16 protein-coding genes are annotated in these 20,056 nt (G+C 60.0%); 4 read left to right on the top strand and 12 right to left on the bottom strand.

What is annotated here, in order from left to right:
* Nucleotides 1–2: 2 nt before the first annotated feature.
* Nucleotides 3–2,876, bottom strand: coding sequence for an EAL domain-containing protein (locus PA6_RS10825; protein WP_021700960.1), 2,874 nt, complete (start codon nt 2,874–2,876; stop codon nt 3–5).
* A gap of 72 nt (nt 2,877–2,948) precedes the next feature.
* Nucleotides 2,949–3,635, bottom strand: coding sequence for a Crp/Fnr family transcriptional regulator (locus tag PA6_RS10820; RefSeq protein ID WP_021700959.1), 687 nt, complete (start codon nt 3,633–3,635; stop codon nt 2,949–2,951).
* Between the two features lie 77 nt (nt 3,636–3,712).
* On the opposite strand from PA6_RS10820, the gene PA6_RS10815 reads away from it, so the two are divergent.
* From PA6_RS10815 to PA6_RS10800, 4 genes are all read left to right on the top strand, one after another.
* A complete protein-coding gene (locus PA6_RS10815) occupies nt 3,713–4,240 on the top strand; it encodes an Mpo1 family 2-hydroxy fatty acid dioxygenase (RefSeq protein ID WP_021700958.1) in 528 nt (175 codons plus the stop codon).
* A gap of 423 nt (nt 4,241–4,663) precedes the next feature.
* The gene (locus PA6_RS10810) at nt 4,664–5,785 is read left to right on the top strand and encodes a Re/Si-specific NAD(P)(+) transhydrogenase subunit alpha (RefSeq protein ID WP_021700957.1); all 1,122 of its coding nucleotides are present in this window, start codon (nt 4,664–4,666) and stop codon (nt 5,783–5,785) included.
* Between the two features lie 11 nt (nt 5,786–5,796).
* A complete protein-coding gene (locus PA6_RS10805; protein ID WP_021700956.1) occupies nt 5,797–6,111 on the top strand; it encodes an NAD(P) transhydrogenase subunit alpha in 315 nt (104 codons plus the stop codon).
* A 1-nt stretch (nt 6,112) separates the two neighbouring features.
* A complete protein-coding gene (locus PA6_RS10800; RefSeq protein ID WP_021700955.1) occupies nt 6,113–7,561 on the top strand; it encodes an NAD(P)(+) transhydrogenase (Re/Si-specific) subunit beta in 1,449 nt (482 codons plus the stop codon).
* A 47-nt stretch (nt 7,562–7,608) separates the two neighbouring features.
* Here PA6_RS10800 and PA6_RS10795 read toward each other — a convergent pair whose 3' ends face one another.
* The 10 genes from PA6_RS10795 to PA6_RS10750 form a co-directional block, all read right to left on the bottom strand.
* On the bottom strand, nt 7,609–8,736 hold the full coding sequence (locus PA6_RS10795; protein WP_021700954.1) for a glycosyltransferase family 4 protein: 1,128 nt from the start codon (nt 8,734–8,736) through the stop codon (nt 7,609–7,611).
* Nucleotides 8,736–9,872: a glycosyltransferase family 4 protein gene (locus PA6_RS10790; RefSeq protein WP_021700953.1), complete on the bottom strand. Its 1,137-nt coding sequence runs from the start codon at nt 9,870–9,872 to the stop codon at nt 8,736–8,738. The genes PA6_RS10795 and PA6_RS10790 overlap by 1 nt, the downstream gene beginning before the upstream one ends.
* The gene (locus PA6_RS10785; RefSeq protein WP_021700952.1) at nt 9,850–11,247 is read right to left on the bottom strand and encodes a glycosyltransferase family 4 protein; all 1,398 of its coding nucleotides are present in this window, start codon (nt 11,245–11,247) and stop codon (nt 9,850–9,852) included. The genes PA6_RS10790 and PA6_RS10785 overlap by 23 nt, the downstream gene beginning before the upstream one ends.
* A 22-nt stretch (nt 11,248–11,269) precedes the next feature.
* Nucleotides 11,270–12,505 carry an ABC transporter ATP-binding protein gene (locus tag PA6_RS10780; protein ID WP_021700951.1) on the bottom strand — a complete coding sequence of 412 codons (1,236 nt, stop codon included), beginning with the start codon at nt 12,503–12,505 and terminating at the stop codon, nt 11,270–11,272.
* The gene (locus tag PA6_RS10775; RefSeq protein WP_021700950.1) at nt 12,505–13,302 is read right to left on the bottom strand and encodes an ABC transporter permease; all 798 of its coding nucleotides are present in this window, start codon (nt 13,300–13,302) and stop codon (nt 12,505–12,507) included. Before PA6_RS10775 ends, PA6_RS10780 begins: the two co-directional genes overlap by 1 nt.
* Nucleotides 13,302–14,741: a mannose-1-phosphate guanylyltransferase/mannose-6-phosphate isomerase gene (locus PA6_RS10770; protein WP_021700949.1), complete on the bottom strand. Its 1,440-nt coding sequence runs from the start codon at nt 14,739–14,741 to the stop codon at nt 13,302–13,304. The genes PA6_RS10775 and PA6_RS10770 overlap by 1 nt, the downstream gene beginning before the upstream one ends.
* 5 nt (nt 14,742–14,746) lie before the next feature.
* Complete coding sequence (gmd, locus tag PA6_RS10765; RefSeq protein ID WP_021700948.1) at nt 14,747–15,718, bottom strand: GDP-mannose 4,6-dehydratase; 972 nt, start codon at nt 15,716–15,718, stop codon at nt 14,747–14,749.
* Between the two features lie 2 nt (nt 15,719–15,720).
* Complete coding sequence (locus tag PA6_RS10760; protein WP_021700947.1) at nt 15,721–16,632, bottom strand: GDP-mannose 4,6-dehydratase; 912 nt, start codon at nt 16,630–16,632, stop codon at nt 15,721–15,723.
* 172 nt (nt 16,633–16,804) lie between these two features.
* Entirely contained in the window at nt 16,805–17,971 is a 1,167-nt protein-coding gene (locus PA6_RS10755) for a nucleotide sugar dehydrogenase (RefSeq protein ID WP_021700946.1), read from the bottom strand.
* A 29-nt stretch (nt 17,972–18,000) separates the two neighbouring features.
* Nucleotides 18,001–20,049, bottom strand: coding sequence for a hypothetical protein (locus PA6_RS10750; protein WP_021700945.1), 2,049 nt, complete (start codon nt 20,047–20,049; stop codon nt 18,001–18,003).
* Nucleotides 20,050–20,056: the final 7 nt, after the last annotated feature.

Genomic DNA, 20,056 nt, shown 5'->3' with positions numbered 1-20,056 from the left:
GTCTAGCGCGGCAGCAACGGCTCCGCGGCCAGTGCATCGGCCAGTTCCGCCAGCGGGTGCGGACGGCCGATGAAATAGCCCTGGGCGTAGTCGATCCCCAGCTCGCGCAGGCAGTCCTGCGCCGCTGCGCTTTCGACAAACTCGGCGACCGTGCGCAGGCCCAGCTGGCGAGCGATCTGCACCATGGAACCGACCATGGCGCGGTTGATCGGGTCACGCTCGATGCCGCGTACGAAGGTGCCGTCGATCTTCAGCAGGTCCAGCGGCAGGTGGCGCAGGTAGGCATAGGAGGCAAAACCGCTGCCGAAATCATCCAGCGCCACCCGCAGGCCACGCCGGCGCAGGCGCTCGATCCAACCGGCGGAGCTGCCCAGCTCGGCCAGGGCAACCATCTCGGTGATCTCCAGGCACAGGCGAGTAGCCGGCAGGCGATGGGTGTCCAGCAGCTCGTCGAGCAGGTCATGGAACTCCGGGTCGAGCAGCGACGGAGCGCTGAGGTTGATGTTGACCTGGCCCAGCTCCATCTGATGACGCGGGTTGGCGGCCAGCCATTCGCAGTAACGGCGCAGCACCCAGCGGTCGATCTGGCCGAGGAAGCCGTAGCGTTCGGCGGCGGCAAAGAACTGCCCGGGCGCCACCCACTCGCCGGACTGTGGATCGCGGTAGCGCAGCAGGACCTCGTAGTGGAGGCCCTCCTCGCTCACCTGCAACGGCCGCACCGGCTGGTAGAACAGCTCGAAGTGCTGCTGCTCGATGGCCTCGCGCAAACGCGCGATCCACTGCAGCTGGCGCTGGTGCTCGACCAGCGCGCCATCGGCCGGGTTGAACAGGTGCACGCGGTTGCGTCCCTGGGCCTTGGCCATGCTGCTGGCGTTGTCCGCCCAGTTCAGCGCCTCCTCCCAGTCGCGCACGCCGGACTCCAGCTCCAGCACACCGATGCTGACGCACAGGCGGAATGGCCGCCCGCCGTAACTGAAGATGAACTCCTCGACCGCCTGGCGCAGCCGTTCCGCCTGCGCCAGCGCCTCGTGGCGCTCACAGCCGGCGAGCAGCACGGCGAACTCGTCGCCGCCGATGCGTGCCAGTTCGGCCTGGCTCGGCAGGCTGCCGAGCAGGTGGCTGGCCAGCTGGCGCAGCAGCTGGTCGCCGGCCGAGTGACCGCAGAGATCGTTGACCTGCTTGAACTGGTCCAGATCGAGGAACAGCAGGTGGCTGAAACGCCGGCCACTGCCCTCCAGGCTGCCCTGCAACAGGCGCTCCAGCTCGCGACGGTTGACCAGCCCGGTGAGCGAGTCGTGCGCCGCCTGGCGGGCCAGGCGCTGCTCCAGGGCACGCCGCTCGCTGAGGTCGACGACTATGCCCTCGATACAGTGCTGGCTGCGCTGCTCGTGCAGCGACAGGTGCACCCAGCGGCTCTGGCCATCGGCGGTCTGCAGCTGCACCTCGCCACTGGCGGTAGGCTGCGCGTCGCTCAACTGGCCGCACAGGCGCTGCCAGTCACCGGCCGCCAGCAGGCCCTGGATCGGCTGGGCCTGGAGCAGCTCGGCAGCGGACTCGGGGCGGCCGAGCAGGCGCAGGAAACTGGGGTTGGTCTCCAGCAACAGGCCCTGGCGGTTGCAGCGGAAGATGCCCTCGGCGGCGTTGCGGAACAGCCCGCGATACTGCTCCAGATTGACGATGGCCTGCTCGCGCGAGGCCAGCAGCGCCTGGCGCACATCGTCCAGCTGGCGGCCATTGAGCATGCCGAAGAGGAACACCGAGATCACCGGCAGCCAGGCATGCAGCAGATCGAGCCAGAGATTGCGCGGCATCACCCCGGCACGGCTCAACGCGAGCATCAGCATGAGCAGGATGGCGGCGCTCCAGAACAGCGCGAACCAGCCGGCATAGGGCCGTCGCAGGTGCAGTGCGAACAGGGTCAGGCTGAGCTGGAACAGGCCGGTCAGCAGCATCATCAGGTTGACCGCCTCGGCCGAGCCATGGCGCCCGCCGCTGACCTCGACCCAGACCAGGGCGGCAGCGTGCGCGGCGATCAGCAGGTGACGCAGCAGGCGCGGCAGGCCCTGATCCAGGCGTAGCGAGGCACTGATGAACAGGGTGCTGCAGACCAGGGTGAGCACACCGAACAGGTTGGTCTCGAACGGCGCCACCCAGGGTAGGTGGCGCCACAGCAGCAGGTTGGTCAGGTCGTTGATCGAGGCGTTGTACCAGGCAACGCTGAAGATGGTGGCGCAGTAATAGCCGAGGCGGCGATCCGGCAAGGTGGCGAACTTGAGCAGGTGGAACAGCGCCATCACCAGCAGCGCACCGACGATCAGGCCGTTGCTCAGCCAGCTGCTGGCCAGCAGACGGTCCTTCTGCTCGGCAGGTATGAGCTTGAGCGGCAGGCCGATGGACGAGCTGCTGGACACCCGCAGGTACAGTTCCTGCGGTGCACTGCCCAGCGTCGGCAGCGGCAACATGAAGGCCCGCACCGGCTCTTCGCGCCGGGAAAAGGGCAGACGGTCGCCGACCTGGCGGTAGAGCTGCAGCTGGTCGCCGACGAAGACCCACAGCTGCACGTCGTCCAGAAAGGTGTGATCCAGCCACAGGTAGTAGCGCTCGCCGGCGCGCCCCTGCAGCTTCAAGCCCAGCCACCAGGCACTCTCGCTCCAGCCCAGCGAAGGCACGCCGCGCAGCTCCGTGCCCTCGCTCAGCAGGCGGCCACGCGCCTGGTACAGCGACAGCTGGCCCGAGGCATCCTCCAGCAGGCGCACGGCCGGTACCGTATCGACATCGGCACGGCGCAGATCGAGCAGCGGCAACTCGGCCCGCACGACACCGCTGAGCAGGCACAGACACAGCAGGGACAGAAGCCGGCAAAAAGCGGACTGCATCGGGACGACCTGGAACCTTAAAACGGAGAAGGGATTGCTGGCAAAACGCCTGCTTTTAGCTTAGCCCAAGCCTCAGGCCACGCCTGCGGCCTGGCGCAAAGTCCCGAGATCGGTGATCTCGATTTCGCCGTAGGTGAGACGTAGCGCACCCCGCGCCTCCAGGTCCTTGAGGATCTGGTTGGTGGTCTGTCGTGACAGGCCGAGCATCAGCGCCAGCTGCTCCTGGGCCAGGTGCAGCACCCGGCGCGGGCCGGTCTCGCCATAGCCCTCGGCCATCATCAGCAGCCGCCGGGCCAGACGGGGTGCAGCCGGGAGCAGGCTCATCTCTTCCAGGGCGATGAACGCCAGGCGCAGCTTCTGGCTCATCAGCAGGGCGAAGTCACGCCAGTAGCCGGGCTCGCGCGCGAGCAGGGTCTGCAAGGCAGCCTGGGGGACCTGCAGCAGGCGCGCCGGGCCCTCGGCATAGGCATCGTGGGTGCGCGGCTGGCCATCGAACAGGGAGATCTCGCCAAACCAGTAGGGCGGCTCGACCAGGGTCAGCAGCGCCTCCTTGCCGTCACGACTGACCGCGCCGACGCGCATCATGCCCTCGAGCACGGCGTACAGCCCGCAGGGTGGTTCGCCACGGCGGAACAGGCGCTGCCCCGGCTCCAGCTGCAGCAGGCGCGCCTCGCCCAGCAGCGCATCGCGCAGGGCAGGAGGCAGGTGGCTGAACCACTGGCCGCTTTCCAGCAGGGGGCGAATCTCGGTCATGGTCATTGTCGGCTAGCTGACAGTCGTGCAACGGGGGCTGACGCGATCATGCCATCACCCTGCCTTGCTGAGGACCTATAACAATGAAAACCCTCGTCGACCATCTCGGCCAGTACGCCGAATACCACCGCGACCGCCGCAACATCTTCAGCCACTTCATCGGCATCCCGATGATAGTCGTGGCCGTCGCCGTCCTGCTGTCACGCCCCAGCTGGGAACTGGCCGGCCTGTGGGCCTCGCCAGCGCTGCTCACGGCACTGGCCGCCACCCTGTTCTATCTGCGCCTGGACCTGCGCTTCGGCGTCATCATGGGCGCGCTGCTGGCCCTGAGCCTGTGGGCCGGCGCGGCGCTGGCACAGCAGACCACCTTGCTCTGGCTGAGCGCCGGCCTCAGCCTGTTCGTGGTGGGCTGGATCATCCAGTTCATCGGCCACTACTACGAGGGGCGCAAGCCGGCCTTCGTCGATGACCTGATGGGGCTGGTGGTCGGCCCGCTGTTCGTGGTCGCCGAACTCGGCTTCCTGCTCGGCCTGCGTGCGGACGTCCAGCAGGCGGTAGAGCACCGTGCCGGCCCCACCTGCATCCGCCCGCGCAAGGCGCTGGCATCCTGACCCCGCCGCGGCTGCATCGCGGCCGCCACCCGGCCGGCGCCCCAGCGTAGTCTGATGCGCCGGCGACTACATAGCGTCGCCTCTACGACATTTTCTGCCGCCTGCCGCAGGCCACCCCGCCCATCCGGGCAAATCGACGAACGGCCATTCACGCGCCGAATGCCGCTCTGCGCCGCTATCTGCCGCAAATCGCGGCGCGCACCAGCAATATCGGCACTTTGCGAACCAATACAGGAACTACAAGTCACACCATGACTTGTAGTTATCAATCAGTACCGCTTCAGAATTTCTTGAAGGCCTTCGCAATCGCCTGCAAAATGCCGCGCCCGCCCTCTTCCGGTGCGGCTTTGTGCTGATCCCACACACCCGCGTGCCACACGTAGTGCGCTGGTTCACCAAAACGATCACGCAGGAGATTTCTCAGTGCACATCGGTGTTCCTCTCGAGACCCACGCCGGGGAGACGCGCGTTGCCGCAACTCCCGAAACCATCAAGAAGCTGATCGCCCAGGGCCATCAGGTGACTGTGCAGAGCGGTGCCGGCGTGAAAGCCAGCCTGCCCGACCACGTTTATGAAGTCGTCGGCGCCAATATTGGCGATGCCGCTACCGTGTTTGGTGCCGATCTGGTGCTCAAGGTCGTGGCCCCTGACGACGCCGAACTGGCGCTGATGAAGTCCGGCGCGGTACTGGTTGGCATGCTCAACCCGTTCTGCAACGAGACCATCGCGCGCATGGCCGCCCGTGGCATTACCGCCTTCGCCCTGGAGGCCGCCCCGCGTACCTCCCGAGCGCAGAGCCTGGACGTGCTGAGCTCGCAGGCCAACATCGCCGGCTACAAGGCCGTGATGCTGGGTGCCAACCACTACCCGCGCTTCATGCCGATGCTGATGACCGCGGCCGGTACCGTGAAAGCCGCTCGCGTGCTGATCCTCGGTGCCGGCGTGGCCGGTCTGCAGGCCATCGCCACCGCCAAGCGTCTGGGTGCGGTGATCGAGGCCTCCGACGTGCGTCCTGCCGTTAAGGAACAGATCGAGTCGCTCGGCGCCAAGTTCGTCGATGTGCCGTTCGAGACCGACGAAGAGCGCGAGTGCGCCCAGGGCGTTGGCGGCTATGCCCGGCCGATGCCAGCGTCGTGGATGCAGCGTCAGGCTGGTGCCGTGCACGAGCGCGCCAAGCAGGCCGACATCGTCATCACTACCGCGCTGATTCCGGGCCGCAAGGCGCCGACCCTGCTGCACGAAGCAACCGTGGAAGAGATGAAGCCGGGCTCGGTGGTCATCGACCTGGCCGCTGCCCAGGGCGGCAACTGCCCGCTGACCGAAGTCGATCAGGTCGTCGTCAAGCACGGCGTCACCATCGTCGGCTACAGCAACCTGGCGGCCCTGGTGCCGGCGGATGCCTCGGCGCTGTACGCGCGCAACCTGCTGGACTTCCTCAAGCTCGTCATCGACAAGGAAGGCCATTTCCACCTCAACCTGGAAGACGACATCGTCGCCGCGTGCCTGATGTGCCGCGATGGCAACGTCGTGCGCACCAACGGCTAAGGAGTAGAGACATGGAACTGATTTCCCCCAGCATCTACAACCTGATCATCTTCGTGCTGGCCATCTACGTGGGCTACCACGTGGTATGGAACGTCACCCCGGCCCTGCACACCCCGCTGATGGCCGTGACCAACGCGATCTCCGCGATCGTCATCGTCGGCGCCATGCTGGCCGCCGCCCTGACCGTAACCCCGCTGGGCAAGGCCATGGGCACCCTGGCCGTGGCCCTGGCCGCCGTCAACGTGTTCGGTGGCTTCCTGGTCACCCGCCGCATGCTGGAAATGTTCAAGAAGAAGGCGCCCAAGGCCAAGGCGGAGGGCAAATAAGATGAGCATGAACCTGATCACCCTGCTGTACCTGGTCGCTTCCGTCTGCTTCATCCAGGCGCTGAAAGGCCTTTCCCACCCGACTTCGTCGCGCCAGGGCAACGCCTTTGGCATGATCGGCATGGCCATCGCCGTGGTCACCACCATCTTCCTGGTGTTCAAGCTCGGCGCGGAAATGGCCGAGGGCGGCGCTGCCAAGGGCCTGGGCTACGTGCTGGTCGGCCTGCTGGTCGGCGGTACCGCCGGCTCCATCATGGCCAAGCGTGTCGAGATGACCAAGATGCCGGAACTGGTCGCCTTCATGCACAGCATGATCGGCCTGGCTGCCGTGTTCATCGCCATTGCCGCGGTCGTTGAACCGCAGTCGCTGGGCATCGTCGCCAACCTGGGTGACGCCATTCCCTCGGGCAACCGCCTGGAACTGTTCCTCGGCGCGGCCATCGGTGCCATCACCTTCTCCGGTTCGGTGATCGCCTTCGGCAAGCTGTCGGGCAAGTACAAGTTCCGTCTGTTCCAGGGTGCCCCGGTGGTGTTCAAGGGCCAGCACATGGTCAACCTGGTCATCGGCCTGGCGATCCTGGGCCTGGGCCTGTACTTCACCTTCACCGGCAACATCACCGCTTTCGCCATCGTGGTGGCCCTGGCCTTCGTCATCGGCGTGCTGATCATCATCCCGATCGGCGGTGCCGACATGCCGGTGGTGGTGTCCATGCTCAACAGCTACTCGGGCTGGGCGGCGGCCGGTATCGGCTTCTCGCTGAACAACTCGATGCTGATCGTCGCCGGTTCGCTGGTGGGCTCCTCGGGCGCCATCCTGTCCTACATCATGTGCAAGGCGATGAACCGCTCGTTCTTCAACGTCATCCTCGGCGGCTTCGGTGCCGACGCTGATGCCGGCGGCCCGGCCGGTGCCCAGCAGGAGCGCAACGTGAAGTCGGGCTCCTCCGACGACGCCGCCTTCCTGCTGACCAACGCCGACACCGTGGTCATCGTCCCCGGCTACGGCCTGGCGGTAGCCCGTGCCCAGCACGCGCTGATGGAACTGGCCGAGAAGCTGACCCACCGCGGCGTGACCGTGAAGTACGCGATCCACCCGGTAGCCGGCCGTATGCCGGGCCACATGAACGTGCTGCTGGCCGAGGCCGAAGTGCCTTACGAGCAGGTGTTCGAGATGGAGGACATCAACTCCGAGTTCGGCCAGACCGACGTGGTGCTGGTGCTCGGCGCCAACGACGTGGTCAACCCGGCGGCGAAGAACGATCCGAAGTCGCCGATCGCCGGCATGCCGATCCTCGAGGCCTACAAGGCCAAGACCATCATCGTCAACAAGCGCTCCATGGCCAGCGGCTACGCCGGCCTGGACAACGAACTGTTCTACATGGACAAGACCATGATGGTGTTCGGCGACGCGAAGAAGGTCATCGAAGACATGGTGAAGGCGGTCGAGTAAGACAGCCTTCTCCAGAGCATAAAAAACCCGGCCTAGCGCCGGGTTTTTTATTTCGCCAACCTAGTTTCAGTAACGACTTGCCGATAAAGATCGGCCATCTGCCGCCCCATGAGTGCGGAAGTAAACAGCTTCTCGTAACGCATTTCGGCCTGCCGCCCCATCCGAGCACAGCTTTCAGGAGAGCTCCACAACTTGTCCATCGCAGCACGGAAAGCCGAAGGATCGCCAGGGGGGACGACGAGACCAGTCTCACCGTGAATGTTGATGTAACTAGTTCCGGTGCCAATCTCGCTAGAAATCATAGGCTTGCCATACATAGCTGCTTCCAAGAGCGAAATACCGAAGGCCTCGGAGCGCAGATGCGAAGGAAAAACGAAGGCGGCGCAAAGCTGTAGCAGGGCGACTTTGTCCTCGTCACCGAGACGCCCCAAAAACTGCACGTTACTCAAACCCAGCCGAAGAGCCTGACTCTTGAGCTCAGTTTCAAGAGGCCCTGTGCCCACAATGACGATTGGGTACTGGCTCCCCTGAGCAGCCTCCAAAAGGATGTGCAGTCCTTTGTAATAGCGCATCACTCCGACAAACAGAAAGAAGCGTTTACCACAACGCTCTCGCCAATGATCTAAACGTTCGGGGCTGACCTGCGAGTAGCCTTGTTTGTCCAGACCATAGGGGATAACGGTAGTTTTCTGTCCATATCGACGTAGAACCTCACTGGTTTCCACATAGTTGGGCGAGGCGGCAACGAGACGATCTGCACGATCGAGGAAACGGCGCATTAAAGGAGCATACAACCGCATTAGATGCTTCTGCCGAACAATGTCTGAGTGGTAAGAGACCACCACTGGCTTCTCAATGCCCGCAATAAAGTGGATGAGATCCATGAATGGCCAGGGAAAGTGGTAGTGAATAAGGTCCACTTGTTCGGCCAGGGCACGGAAGCGCCCCAGCACACTGTAAGAGAGGCCAGTCGAGGCGATCTGGAGATTCAATTTAGCGCGATGCACTCGATGATCAGCGACCATTACCTCGCTAGGTTGCGGATTCTGGCTAAGAGTTAGAACCTCGCTGTGGATGCCATGGGAGATACCGCTTTGGCAGAGCTGAAAAATCACCTGCTCAATGCCACCCATGGAATCGGGGAAATAGGTTTTGAACAAGTGAAGTACGCGCATCAGTTAGCCAGTGCCTCCCGGTAGACCATGGAGGTAATGCGTGCGCAACGTGCCCATGAGAAATCCTGAGCGCGCTCCAGACCGGCAACGCGTTGCCTCGTCCATTGCGCAGCATCCTCAATGAGCAATTCGATTGCGGAAGCGCAGTCCATCTCGTCCAGCGGATCAATGTACAACCCAGCGTCTCCAGCCACTTCAGGCAGCGCAGAACCTCGGCTAAGAATTACCGGAGTACCACTGGCCATCGCTTCCAATACCGGCAGGCCAAAACCTTCATAAAGTGAGGGAAACAGCAATAGACGGGCACCAGCAAACAGCTCGGCCAGGCAGTCGTCATCTTGATAACCCAGCAAGCGAACCTGCCCGCTGGCGACTGCACGCCGCAAAGGCTCTGCCAACTGTTCGGTGCGCCAGCCAGGCATTCCAGCCAAAATCAATGGAAAGCGCTCACGTAATGAAGCAGGCAAGCGCTGGTAGGCCCTCAAAGCCAACTGTAGGTTCTTCCGTGGCTCCAAAGTACCCACGCACAACAGATACTGCCCCGACTGCAGACCCAACGCCGCCATCCGCGCAGCCAGTTGTTCGGGCGAACGGGGGTAGAACCGCGCCGCACAGCCCAGCGGCGCTACCGCCAAGCGCTCGATCGGCAGACCGTAATAAGCACAAATCTCGTCAGCAACAAACTGCGAATCCACCAGAATGCGCCGTGCCCGCTGTAGTCCGCGGACTACGTGCTGCTCGATCGCCGCTAGACGATCTGCGGGCTGCGTCTGTGGGAAACGCACATGGGTCAGATCGTGGACGGTCATGACCATCGGTCCGTCGAACTCGAAAGGCCATAGGCTGGGCTCGTGATAAAGATCCGCGCATCCTGCCCTGCGACTGAAACGCCGCTGCTCGATTACTCGGCGCAGAGCATATGCATTCGGCACTCCGCGCTTTACCAGAGCACTCAAGCGGGAATAACCGGGCAACGCTGCGGCCGGCAACTGCTCACGCCAACTCCAGCCGTTAAACAGCAGCGGCTCGAACTCGGAATCCACCGCTAGAGCGCGTATCAGCTCGACCAGGTACTGGCCAATACCGGTACGCGGCGCGCGCAGGATCGAGGCGTTAAAGGCGATCGATACGGACATCGGATTCTGCAGTCCGCTCAATACTTCGAGGTACACCAGTGTGACGACGCACACGCGCAACCAACTGCGCAGCCGAGTCCTTCCAGGACAACCATGACCACTGACTCAGACAAGCCTGAGCGGGAAATTTGCCGCTCTCCTCGAAATGCCGGACCAGACGGCACAGCGACTCGGGCTCGGACAGGCCAAAATAAGCCATGGAGTCGCCACCAATCTCACGGAATACCGGGATGTCGCTGGCCATGGCGGGCAAGCCGCGCTGCATCGCCTCCACCAGTGGAAGACCGAAGCCCTCGACATACGACGGGAAGACCAAAGCTCGCGAGTGGCTATAGCAATACTCAAGCTCTCGATCACTGAGATCGTTGAACATGAACAGACGTTTGTTCAGCTCAGCATGCTGCCTAACTCGCTCAATCAGCTTTTCGGTCTTCCAACCGATCTTGCCGACAAAACATAGCGCCACATCAGCACCCTCATCCCAAAGGCGCTCGAAGGCATTAAGCAGATATGCATGATTCTTGCGCGGTTCAATGGTACTGACCATCAGGTAAACCGGGTGCGACTTGCACATGCGCCGCACCTCGTGGCGCACTACCGCTCCCGGATGAGCCCTATCCAACTCGCTGCCCAGATGGAAATGGTCGAACCAGCGTTGCGCGGCCATGTCGCGCCCCAGGCGCCATTGCACCTCGCTGCGCACCTGATCGCTGATGGTCTGGGAGATGGCGATGAAACCATCGGCCGTGCGGGCGATCCAGTCGAACCATTGCTCGAAGACACGCACCAGGCCTTCATCGCAAAACTGCGGGTGGGTCAACGGAATCAGGTCGTATATGACCGAAACAATACCCACGCCTTCTCGCTGCAGACGCTCGGCCACCGGGAAAAAATCGGCGTGCCAGGAAGAGTCCAACAGCACCAGCACGTCGCCGGCTTGGCATGTCATTTCCACCGCCCGGGTCTTGTCCACATAATTCAAGGACACCCGCGCCAGCATTTTCTGCGGTACCGCCAGGGAGAAACTAAGGCCCCTGCAAGCCAAGCGCGCCAAGAAGCGCAACGTGGGTGAGTGATGCAGTGGCCATTGACGCTCGCGCCGCGCATATGCGAGCCAAACTCTTTGGCGCAGCCGGCCCAGACGATCATGAGTCAATGATAACCAGGCCTGAGAACGGCTCAACCAGCGGCCATCAGGACCAGGGCTGAGCTGCCTCACGCGGAATACTTTGTCGTTTTTCAGGATAACCGGCACGCACTCCGCATCGCCAGCCAACTCACCTAGGTTATTGACGATATTGCGCACCACTCGCTGGATCCCCGAATTGTCCTGGGGATGTTCATAGACGTAGGTGCATTCAATAAGAAAACGCATGGAAATCTCGCGGCAGTAGAACTCAGGCGGGCTGTAGCTGACGCTGAATGCTGACTTCAGCATCCAGTGAGGCACAACCAACGAAATCGGGCTTGTTGATATTGATCACATGGAACACCAGCGCGAAATCGCGCCACTCGTAATTGGTGTCCAAATGCGAGTCAAAGCGAGATAGGGACAAGGCAATCGAGTAATTACCCTTGCCCAGATTTGCAGGAAAGGCGAAGCGATAGACGATGCGCTCACCTGCCGAAAGAGCCTCCAGTTCGCGGTGCAGCCGATGAGTATTAATGCCGTAGATCGCCTGCCCCATGCGGTCCTTGATCATAAACCCAAGCACCAGCCTTGGAATGGATTGCTTGATATCCACTGTAACTTCGAGAACGGTCTGACTACCTACCTCTAGCACCTCAACGCGCTGGCCCTGAGCATTTAGCAGGGTGACATCGCTGAAGCTGGCCTCACCAGTGCCGGAAATAGTACGAACCTTGCCGTTGTCCAGACGTTCCTGGCGAATCGTCAGCTGCTCCTTTTCCGCCAGCATCGCGCTGTAGAAGTCCATCACCTCTTCAGGCGCCCCCTCCAGAGCAAGACGGCCATGAGCTAGCAGGATTGCCCGATCACAGAGATTCTGAATTGCCTGACGGTCATGCGAAACGATCAACAGCGTGGTGCCTGACTTACGGAACTCGCGGATTCGATCGAAGCTCTTGTGCTGGAAATAAGCGTCACCAACAGACAGCGCTTCATCGACAATCAGCACATCCGGCCGCCGCGCCGTTGCCACGCTAAATGCGAGGCGCATCTGCATACCACTGGAGTAGGTTCGAACCGGCTGGTCCATATACGAGCCGATCTCTGCGAAAGCCTCGATCTCGGGCATCAACGCTTGCAGCTCTTCCATGCTCAGCCCCAGCAGCTGGCCGGCCATAAATACGTTCTGCCGGCCGCTGAAATCCGGATGGAAGCCCATACCCAGCTCAAGCAGTGCCGCCACGCGCCCCTGGATTTGGATCTGTCCGCGACTCGGCTGAGTCGTACCGGTAATCATCTTTAGCAGCGTGCTCTTGCCCGCGCCATTGATCCCGATGATGCCCAAGGCCTCACCGGGATAGACGTTGAACGAGATGTCCTGCAGCACCCACTTTAGCTGGTGGCGAGGCTTGGAAAAGGGAATCAACCACTCGGCCAAACGAGCCCAGCGGCTGGGATACTGCTTGTAGGCTTTGCTCAGCTGAGCAACTTGAATGCTACCCATCAGAGTTCATCCACCATTTCACCGGAGCGCTTTCGGAAAAGGCGCATCGCCAACAGACAGAACACCCCGGCCAGCAGCGCGGAAGGCCAGAGCGTCGACCACTGCGGCCATTGGCCCTGGACGAAGATGCCCTGATAGGCGGAGATAAGCGGCACCATGGGGTTGGCTTCGATTAGCGGACGAATAGCATCGGGCAGAATCGACACCGGATAGACGATCGGCGTTAGCCAGAACCAGAACTGCAGGAAAATACCGACAAACTGCCCGACATCGCGAAAGAACACGTTGAGCACGCCGAGCAGTATGCCTAGACCGATGGAGAATGCGATCTGGATCAACAGTAAAGGTACCACCCCCAGCACCACCCAGCCCGGAAAGTTCTGCGTCACCAGCAAGAAACCGAGAAACAGCGCAAAAATGATGGCGAAGTTCAAGCTCGCGTTTAGCACCACAATTAAGGGCAGGCAGATACGGGGGAAGCTCAGCTTCTTAATGAGATTGGCGTGCTCCAGAAACACCGACTGGCTGCGCCCGATTACCTCGGCGAAGAATCCCCAAGCCAGGATTCCGGCGCACAGGTAGATGCCATAGGCCAAGCCGTTATCCACACCAGGCAGGCGGGCCTGCATCAGCTGGGAGAAGATCACTGTGTAGACGATGATCATCGACAGCGGATTGAGGATCATCCACGCCGCACCGAACAGGGAATTGCGGTAGCGCGTCTGGAATTCGCGCTGGACACTGCCCACTACGAAACCGCGGTAACTCCATACCGCGCGGGCCATACCCAGCGCCATCAGTGCACCCTGCCATACTGGTCTTCGAAGCGAACGATGTCATCCTCGCCCAAATACTCGCCGCTCTGCACCTCGATCATCACCAGATCGATCACCCCCGGATTTTCCAGACGGTGCTTGTGGCCTGCGGGAATAAAGGTCGATTCGTTACTGTTGATCAGGCGCGGCTCGCCGCCGTTGACCACCTTGGCCATGCCCTGCACGACGATCCAGTGCTCGCTGCGATGGTGATGCATCTGCAGCGACAGCGCTGCACCAGGCTTCACCACGATGCGCTTGATCTTGAAGCGCGGGCCCTCCTCGAGCACGGTGTATGTGCCCCAGGGGCGCGCGACCGTACGATGCAGGCGATAGGCCTGGTGGTTCTCCAGCTTCAGCCGTTTAGCCACCTGGCCTACTTGCTGTGCGCGGTCGGCATGTGCAACCAGCACTGCATCGGCGGTTTCGACCACGATCAGGTCGTCGACCCCGACCGTGGCAACCAAGCGCCCCTGGCTCTGTACGTAGGTATTGCGGCTATCAATGAAAAGGGCATCGCCTTGCTTACGGTTGCAGTCGGCATCCGCCTCCACCAGCTCGCGCAGGGTCTTCCACGACCCTATATCGCTCCAGTCGAATTGCGCAGGAACTACCGCCACCCGTGTGGAGCGTTCCATAACCGCATAGTCGATGGAGATGTCCGGCAATGCCGCAAAGCTGCTCCCCTGCAGCTCCTGCATCAAGCCGCCGGCGCTGGTCTGCAAAGAGCTATGCTCAACGCAAGCACGCGCCTGCTCGAGCAGGTCGGGAACATGAGCCTGCAGCTCGCGGATCAGGCTACCGGCGGTGAAACAGAACATGCCCGAATTCCACAGGAAGCGACCGCTGTCGAGGTACTCCTGGGCCGTCACGCTATCCGGTTTCTCGACAAAGCGCTGCACCTGGCAACCACCCAGCTCATCCAGCGCAGTACCTGCCTCGATATAGCCAAAGCCGGTTTCCGGAGCGGTCGGGCGTACACCGTAGGTCACCAGATAACCCTGCTCGGCCAGTCGCACCGCGTGCTCGGTGGCCGCCTTGAAGCCCGCCAAGTCGTGAATCAGGTGATCCGCAGCCATCACGACCAACACCGCATCATCACCGTGTTCAGCCGCCAGGGCCAGGGCGGCGACTGCCAGCGCCGGCGCAGTGTTGCGCCCCTGCGGTTCCAGCAGAAAGCGCGCCCGGCAACCCGCCAGCTTGGCCGCGGCAAAGTGGTCCCTGCTCTCGAAATAGTGCTCGCGGTTAGTCACCGTGACAATCTCGCCTCCCGCGCCAAGCAGCCCGGCGGCGCGCAGGTAGGTTTTCAGCAACAGAGACTGACCATCCGGCAGGCGCATGAAGGGCTTGGGATGGTCCTCACGCGATACCGGCCACAGGCGGGTACCGGCGCCACCGGACAAAATGACGGGAACGATCATGTGTCTTACTCCTTGCTGAGGCGGCGAAGATCCGCTTCAACCATCATTTCGATCAGAGTGGCTAGGCTGGTTTTCGGCTGCCAGCCCAGTTTGCGCTCAGCCTTGGCCGGGTTACCTAACAGCACTTCGACTTCGGCCGGGCGGAAGAACTGCGGGTCAATGACCACATGCTCTTCATAATTCAGCCCAACGTGGGCAAAGGCCAGCCGGCACATGTCCCGCACTGTGGTGGTGATGCCGGTAGCCACCACGTAGTCGTCGGCCTGCTCCTGTTGCAACATCAGCCACATGGCCTCGACATAGTCGCCGGCAAAACCCCAGTCGCGCTTGGCGTCGATGTTACCCAGGCGCAGCTCACGCTGCTTGCCGAGCTTGATCCGCGCCACCGCGTCGGTGACCTTGCGAGTGACGAATTCGATGCCGCGCAGCGGCGACTCGTGGTTGAAAAGGATACCGCTGGAGGCATGCAAGTCGAAGCTCTCGCGGTAGTTGACGGTTATCCAGTGGCCATACAGCTTGGCCACCCCATAGGGGCTGCGCGGATAGAAAGGCGTATTCTCGTCTTGCCGCTCTGCCTGGATCAGGCCGAACATCTCGCTGGTCGAAGCCTGGTAAAAGCGAGTTTCCGGGCTGAACTGGCGAATGGCCTCCAGCAGATGGGTCACGCCCAGGCCATCGACGATGCCAGTGGTAACCGGCTGATCCCAGGAGCTACCGACAAAGCTCTGTGCGCCGAGGTTATAGACCTCCTGCGGCTTAGCCTTGATCACAGCACGCTGGATGGAGCAGGCATCGGCCAGATCACCTTCAATGTAGCGAATCTGGTTCTCGATACCCAGCTCGCGCAAGCGCCAGCGGGTATCCGAACTGCGCCGTGCCACCAGGCCATGTACTTCGTAATCCTTTTCCAGCAGCAGTTTAGCCAGATAAGCACCATCTTGGCCGGTCAGGCCGGTAATCAAAGCAACTTTAGACATTTTTATACTTCTCTTGCTTCCCAGTCAGAGAGCACGCTCTGCAGGGTCTCCGTGATTGAAATACTGGGCTTCCAGCCAGTGTCTTGTTGTAGTTTTGCTGCACTGCCGACCACCCTGCGCTGATCTGCAGGGCGCAAGCGCGAAGGGTCTTGAACGAGCTCGACGCTGACTCCCCTCAGCCTGGCCATCTGTAGGATCAACTCGCGAATCGTGCGTTCTACTCCTGAGCACAGGTTGTAGATTTCACCACTTCGTCCATGTTCCAGCAGAGCGAAGTAGGCAGAAATCACATCGCGTACATCCAAGAAGTCCCGGCTGACGTCGATATCCCCCACTTCCAGGGTGATTCGTTGCGCCCCATCGGCGCGTACAATCTGCTGCGCCATGCCGGGCACCACGAAGCTTGGCGCCTGCCCAGGGCCGATATGGTTGAATGGGCGGGCAATCAGCATGCGCCAGCCTTCGGCGTAACCCCACTGCAGGCACAGCAACTCCGCGGCAACCTTGCTCACCGCATAAGGATTGCGCGGTTTTGGTGCCAGGCTCTCGGTGATCGGCAAGTCCGCCTCGGCGACTTGGCCATAAACATCGCCGGAACTGACGAACAGAAAGGTGCCGTTGAACCCGGCACGCTTGAGGGCCTGCAGCAGGTTCAGGGTGCCCAGCAGGTTGACCTGCAGCGTATGCGCAGGATCCTTGAAGGCCTCCGGCACAAAGGTCTGCCCCGCCAGATGAATCACCGCATCCGGAACGCCTGTCTGCAGCCAGGCATCCAGGGAAACGGGGTCAAGCAGGTCATATGGTAGCGATTCAAGCAGGCGCCAAGAGCCCGACGCAGGCATCGGCAGCGTTTGCAAGTGGCGACCAACGAAACCGCTCAAGCCGGTCGCTAGTAATATCTTTGATTTATCCATGTTCTGTCCGGGCCGGTAGCGTTGTGACAAAGAGCCGGGTCCATAGTGAGAGATTGGTTTTAACCAAACGGTTCTTGACCGCAACCTGAGGGAATCGCATCTTTCAAGCAGAACGCTTTCGCAGCGGATAGTCCATCATTTGCGAACGACATACCAAGACCCGCAGCAGCACTCAATTCTCTCCAAAAAGATCTCGCGTGTAGACCTTGCTTTCTACGTCTAGCAGCTCGTCCGCCATACGGTTACTAATGATCACGTCCGCCTCATGCTTAAAAGCTGCCAGATTGGTTATGACCGGTGAATGGAAAAATTCCGCCTCATGCAAAGCCGGCTCATAAATGATGACTTTGATCCCTTGAGCCTTGATCCGCTTCATGACTCCCTGAATGCTAGATGCCCGAAAATTATCTGAGCCCGACTTCATAATCAGCCGGTAAATGCCCACCACTTCTGGATTACGTCGCAAGATATCTTCCGCGATAAAATCCTTGCGCGTCCGATTGGAGTCAACAATCGCGCGAATCAGGTTCTGTGGCACATCCCGATAATTGGCTAGCAGTTGCTTGGTGTCCTTGGGCAGGCAATAACCACCATAGCCAAACGAGGGATTGTTGTAATGGCTGCCGATACGAGGGTCCAAGGCAACCCCGTCAATAATCTGCCGACTGTCGAGGCTATGGCTCAGGGCATAGCTGTCCAGCTCATTGAAGAACGACACACGCATCGCCAGATAGGTATTAGCGAACAGCTTAATCGCTTCCGCCTCCGTCGACTCGGTCAGCAATAGCGGGATGTCCTGTTTGATGGCCGCATCTCGCAACATGCCTGCAAAGACTTCAGCGCGCGCTGAACGCTCGCCCACGATAATACGAGACGGGAAGAGGTTATCGTGCAGCGCTTTGCCCTCGCGCAGGAATTCCGGGGAGAAAATCAGGTTACCGCAGTCAAATGCCTGCCGCGTCTTGGTCGTGTAGCCCACCGGCACAGTCGACTTAATGATCATGACCGCCTGCGGGTTGATGGTCATCACCTGTCGAATCACCGCCTCTACCGTCTGCGTATTGAACTGGTCTGTTGCCGGATCGTAATCAGTTGGAGTGGCAATGATTACGTAGCTGGCCCCCTGAAAAGCGTCCACGGGATCCAGCGTTGCCCGGAAGTTCAAAGGCTTGTTGCGCAGATAGTCTTCCAGCTCGCGATCTTCGATCGGCGACTTCTTGCGGTTAAGCATCGCAACACGCTCGGGAGCGATATCCAGCGCAACCACTTCATGCTGCTGCGCCAGCAGGACACCATTGGATAACCCCACATAACCCAAACCCGCTACCGCAATCTTCATATGTTCCCTTAATTTTTATATTGAGCGGCCTATTGCCAAGGAATCGTGAGCGGCTGTACGCCAATGTCGTGCGCCCAGAAAATGCCTTCCTGCACCAAAGAAACTTGCAAGCTGCCACCCCTGATTTCCATACTTGAATCAATTGGTAGACTAACCGACAACTCACCCTTGGCCGGAATATCAAATGGCAAACCCATGCGTGCATCCCAACCAGATGCAGGCCGCCCAGTGGCATCTAGGAATCGCCAAGAAATACGCACCGGCGTATTAGTGCGGGAGCCGGCAGCAATAGCCAAATTACCAGCATTAAGCACACTTAAGCGAACAATAGCTTTACCATCAGACCTACTCACACTATCGAAACGGTAAGCCAGCTTACGAACTTCCTCTTGGGTATATTGGCGCCCCACAAACGAGACACTGCCCGGAATGTTTTCCATCCACAACGGATCGCAACCTTCAAAACCAACGGAAACAATCTTCTTCATTAACTCACGGTACGCACTCTCATCATTATTCTCGTCCGCGAACGACATGAATGAAGTCACCCGTCTTGGCAGCTCAGCACAGTCCTTCCCATACTCCGAGGTGTAGCCAGGTGGAGAAAACCCGGAGTAACCATTCAGTGTCTTAACACCATACCGCAGCGAAACCCACATAGCATCCAACTCGTCTGCGAAATACGGGCCCTGGCGCTGAGCAAAGAACATTATGGAGTCGGAACTTACACTCTCAGGCACGGATGCCTCAATCAGTGATAAGCGATCACGCCATTCATTTTTATTGCTGACATACATGGAGGTAGCCGCAGACTCGAGAAGCATCAGCGGCAAGACAACTAATACGACGAGCCGACTACCCCATCGCCATTTTTCTCGAGAGTAATCGATGGCCTGCACCACAAGATAGGCTACCGGGAAGAGTAATACCTGATCCAGACGAGTCATTACACGAATAGCAGAAGCAAGCGGCAAATTGTGTAAGACATACCAAAGGCTAAACCCTCCAGCGTACAGTGTCAGGATAATCAGCCCCAGCAGGACGCCCGCCATCACCGTAGAGGCGTGCACACTGCCCCTGTGCGCGCCCACGAGCAACCCCATGGCAGCTAACAACATCGGAATTGCCCCCATGAACATCTGATGTTCATGGCGCATCGGAATATCCTTGAAGATTTCTGCTTCTGGCCAAGACCAAAAGTAGGACCCGTCGGAGAGAAAATAGCTTTGCGGCCGAGGCAGCATCATCGCTATCTCACCCCAGGAGCGTTCGGCGCCATAGAGCATAGACACCTGGATATAGGGATAAAACAGCACCACCAGCGCAATCAGCAATCCGGCTAGACCCACCAATATTTGCCACTTCTCATAACGAGACTGATTGTGCCACTGCGTACAAAACTCGCGGAGTGCCTGCACTACAGGCTGCGCAAGCCTATATCGACAGTAGATGATGTGCATGCCGGCTCCGGCTGCGAGCAACAAAAGAGTAAAGAACCCGATGTAGATCCCGGTGTAAAATTGCCAGACCAGCCAGCCGCCCGAAATTACCAGGAGCCGATATTTCTTCTGCTCCAGAAAAAGAGTGAAGAATGCCATGGCAAGTGGCACGCCAAAGCGATAGTGCAGCTGGGCATGGCCAGCATGCGCTGTCGTCGGTAAGGCAAAGGCAAAAATTAATGCACCTACCGATGAGGCCAGCGGGCTGCCGCCCATAATGCGCAATGCATAATAGGCGGCGGCAAAATTCGCAGCATAGCCCAGCAAGAACCAGAGTTGAAAAGCGGTATCAGATTGCTCTACAAAGATGCGGACCAATAGATAAACAGGGGCCGAGCCGAACAAATTGTCCGAAAAGCCCAACACATAAGGAAAAGGAGAAAAAAATCCCGGATGCCAGAGCGACTCAGACTCGCCGAAGAAAAATTGGTAAATATTTTCCAGAAAGTAATTATTCAGGCGCGCATCGCCGATATCGCCAGGAATAAGCGCTAATCCGTGCAACTGCCTAAGCGGCACAATTAAAAAAGCACAAGCAAATAACGCAACAACCCACAATAGATACAGTCTACTTTTCATCTACAGG

Source organism: Aquipseudomonas alcaligenes NBRC 14159 (genome assembly GCF_000467105.1).
Lineage (GTDB): Bacteria > Pseudomonadota > Gammaproteobacteria > Pseudomonadales > Pseudomonadaceae > Aquipseudomonas > Aquipseudomonas alcaligenes.
The sequence above is the reverse complement of the archived record's forward strand: the minus strand, read 5'-3'. Positions and strand labels throughout refer to the sequence as shown.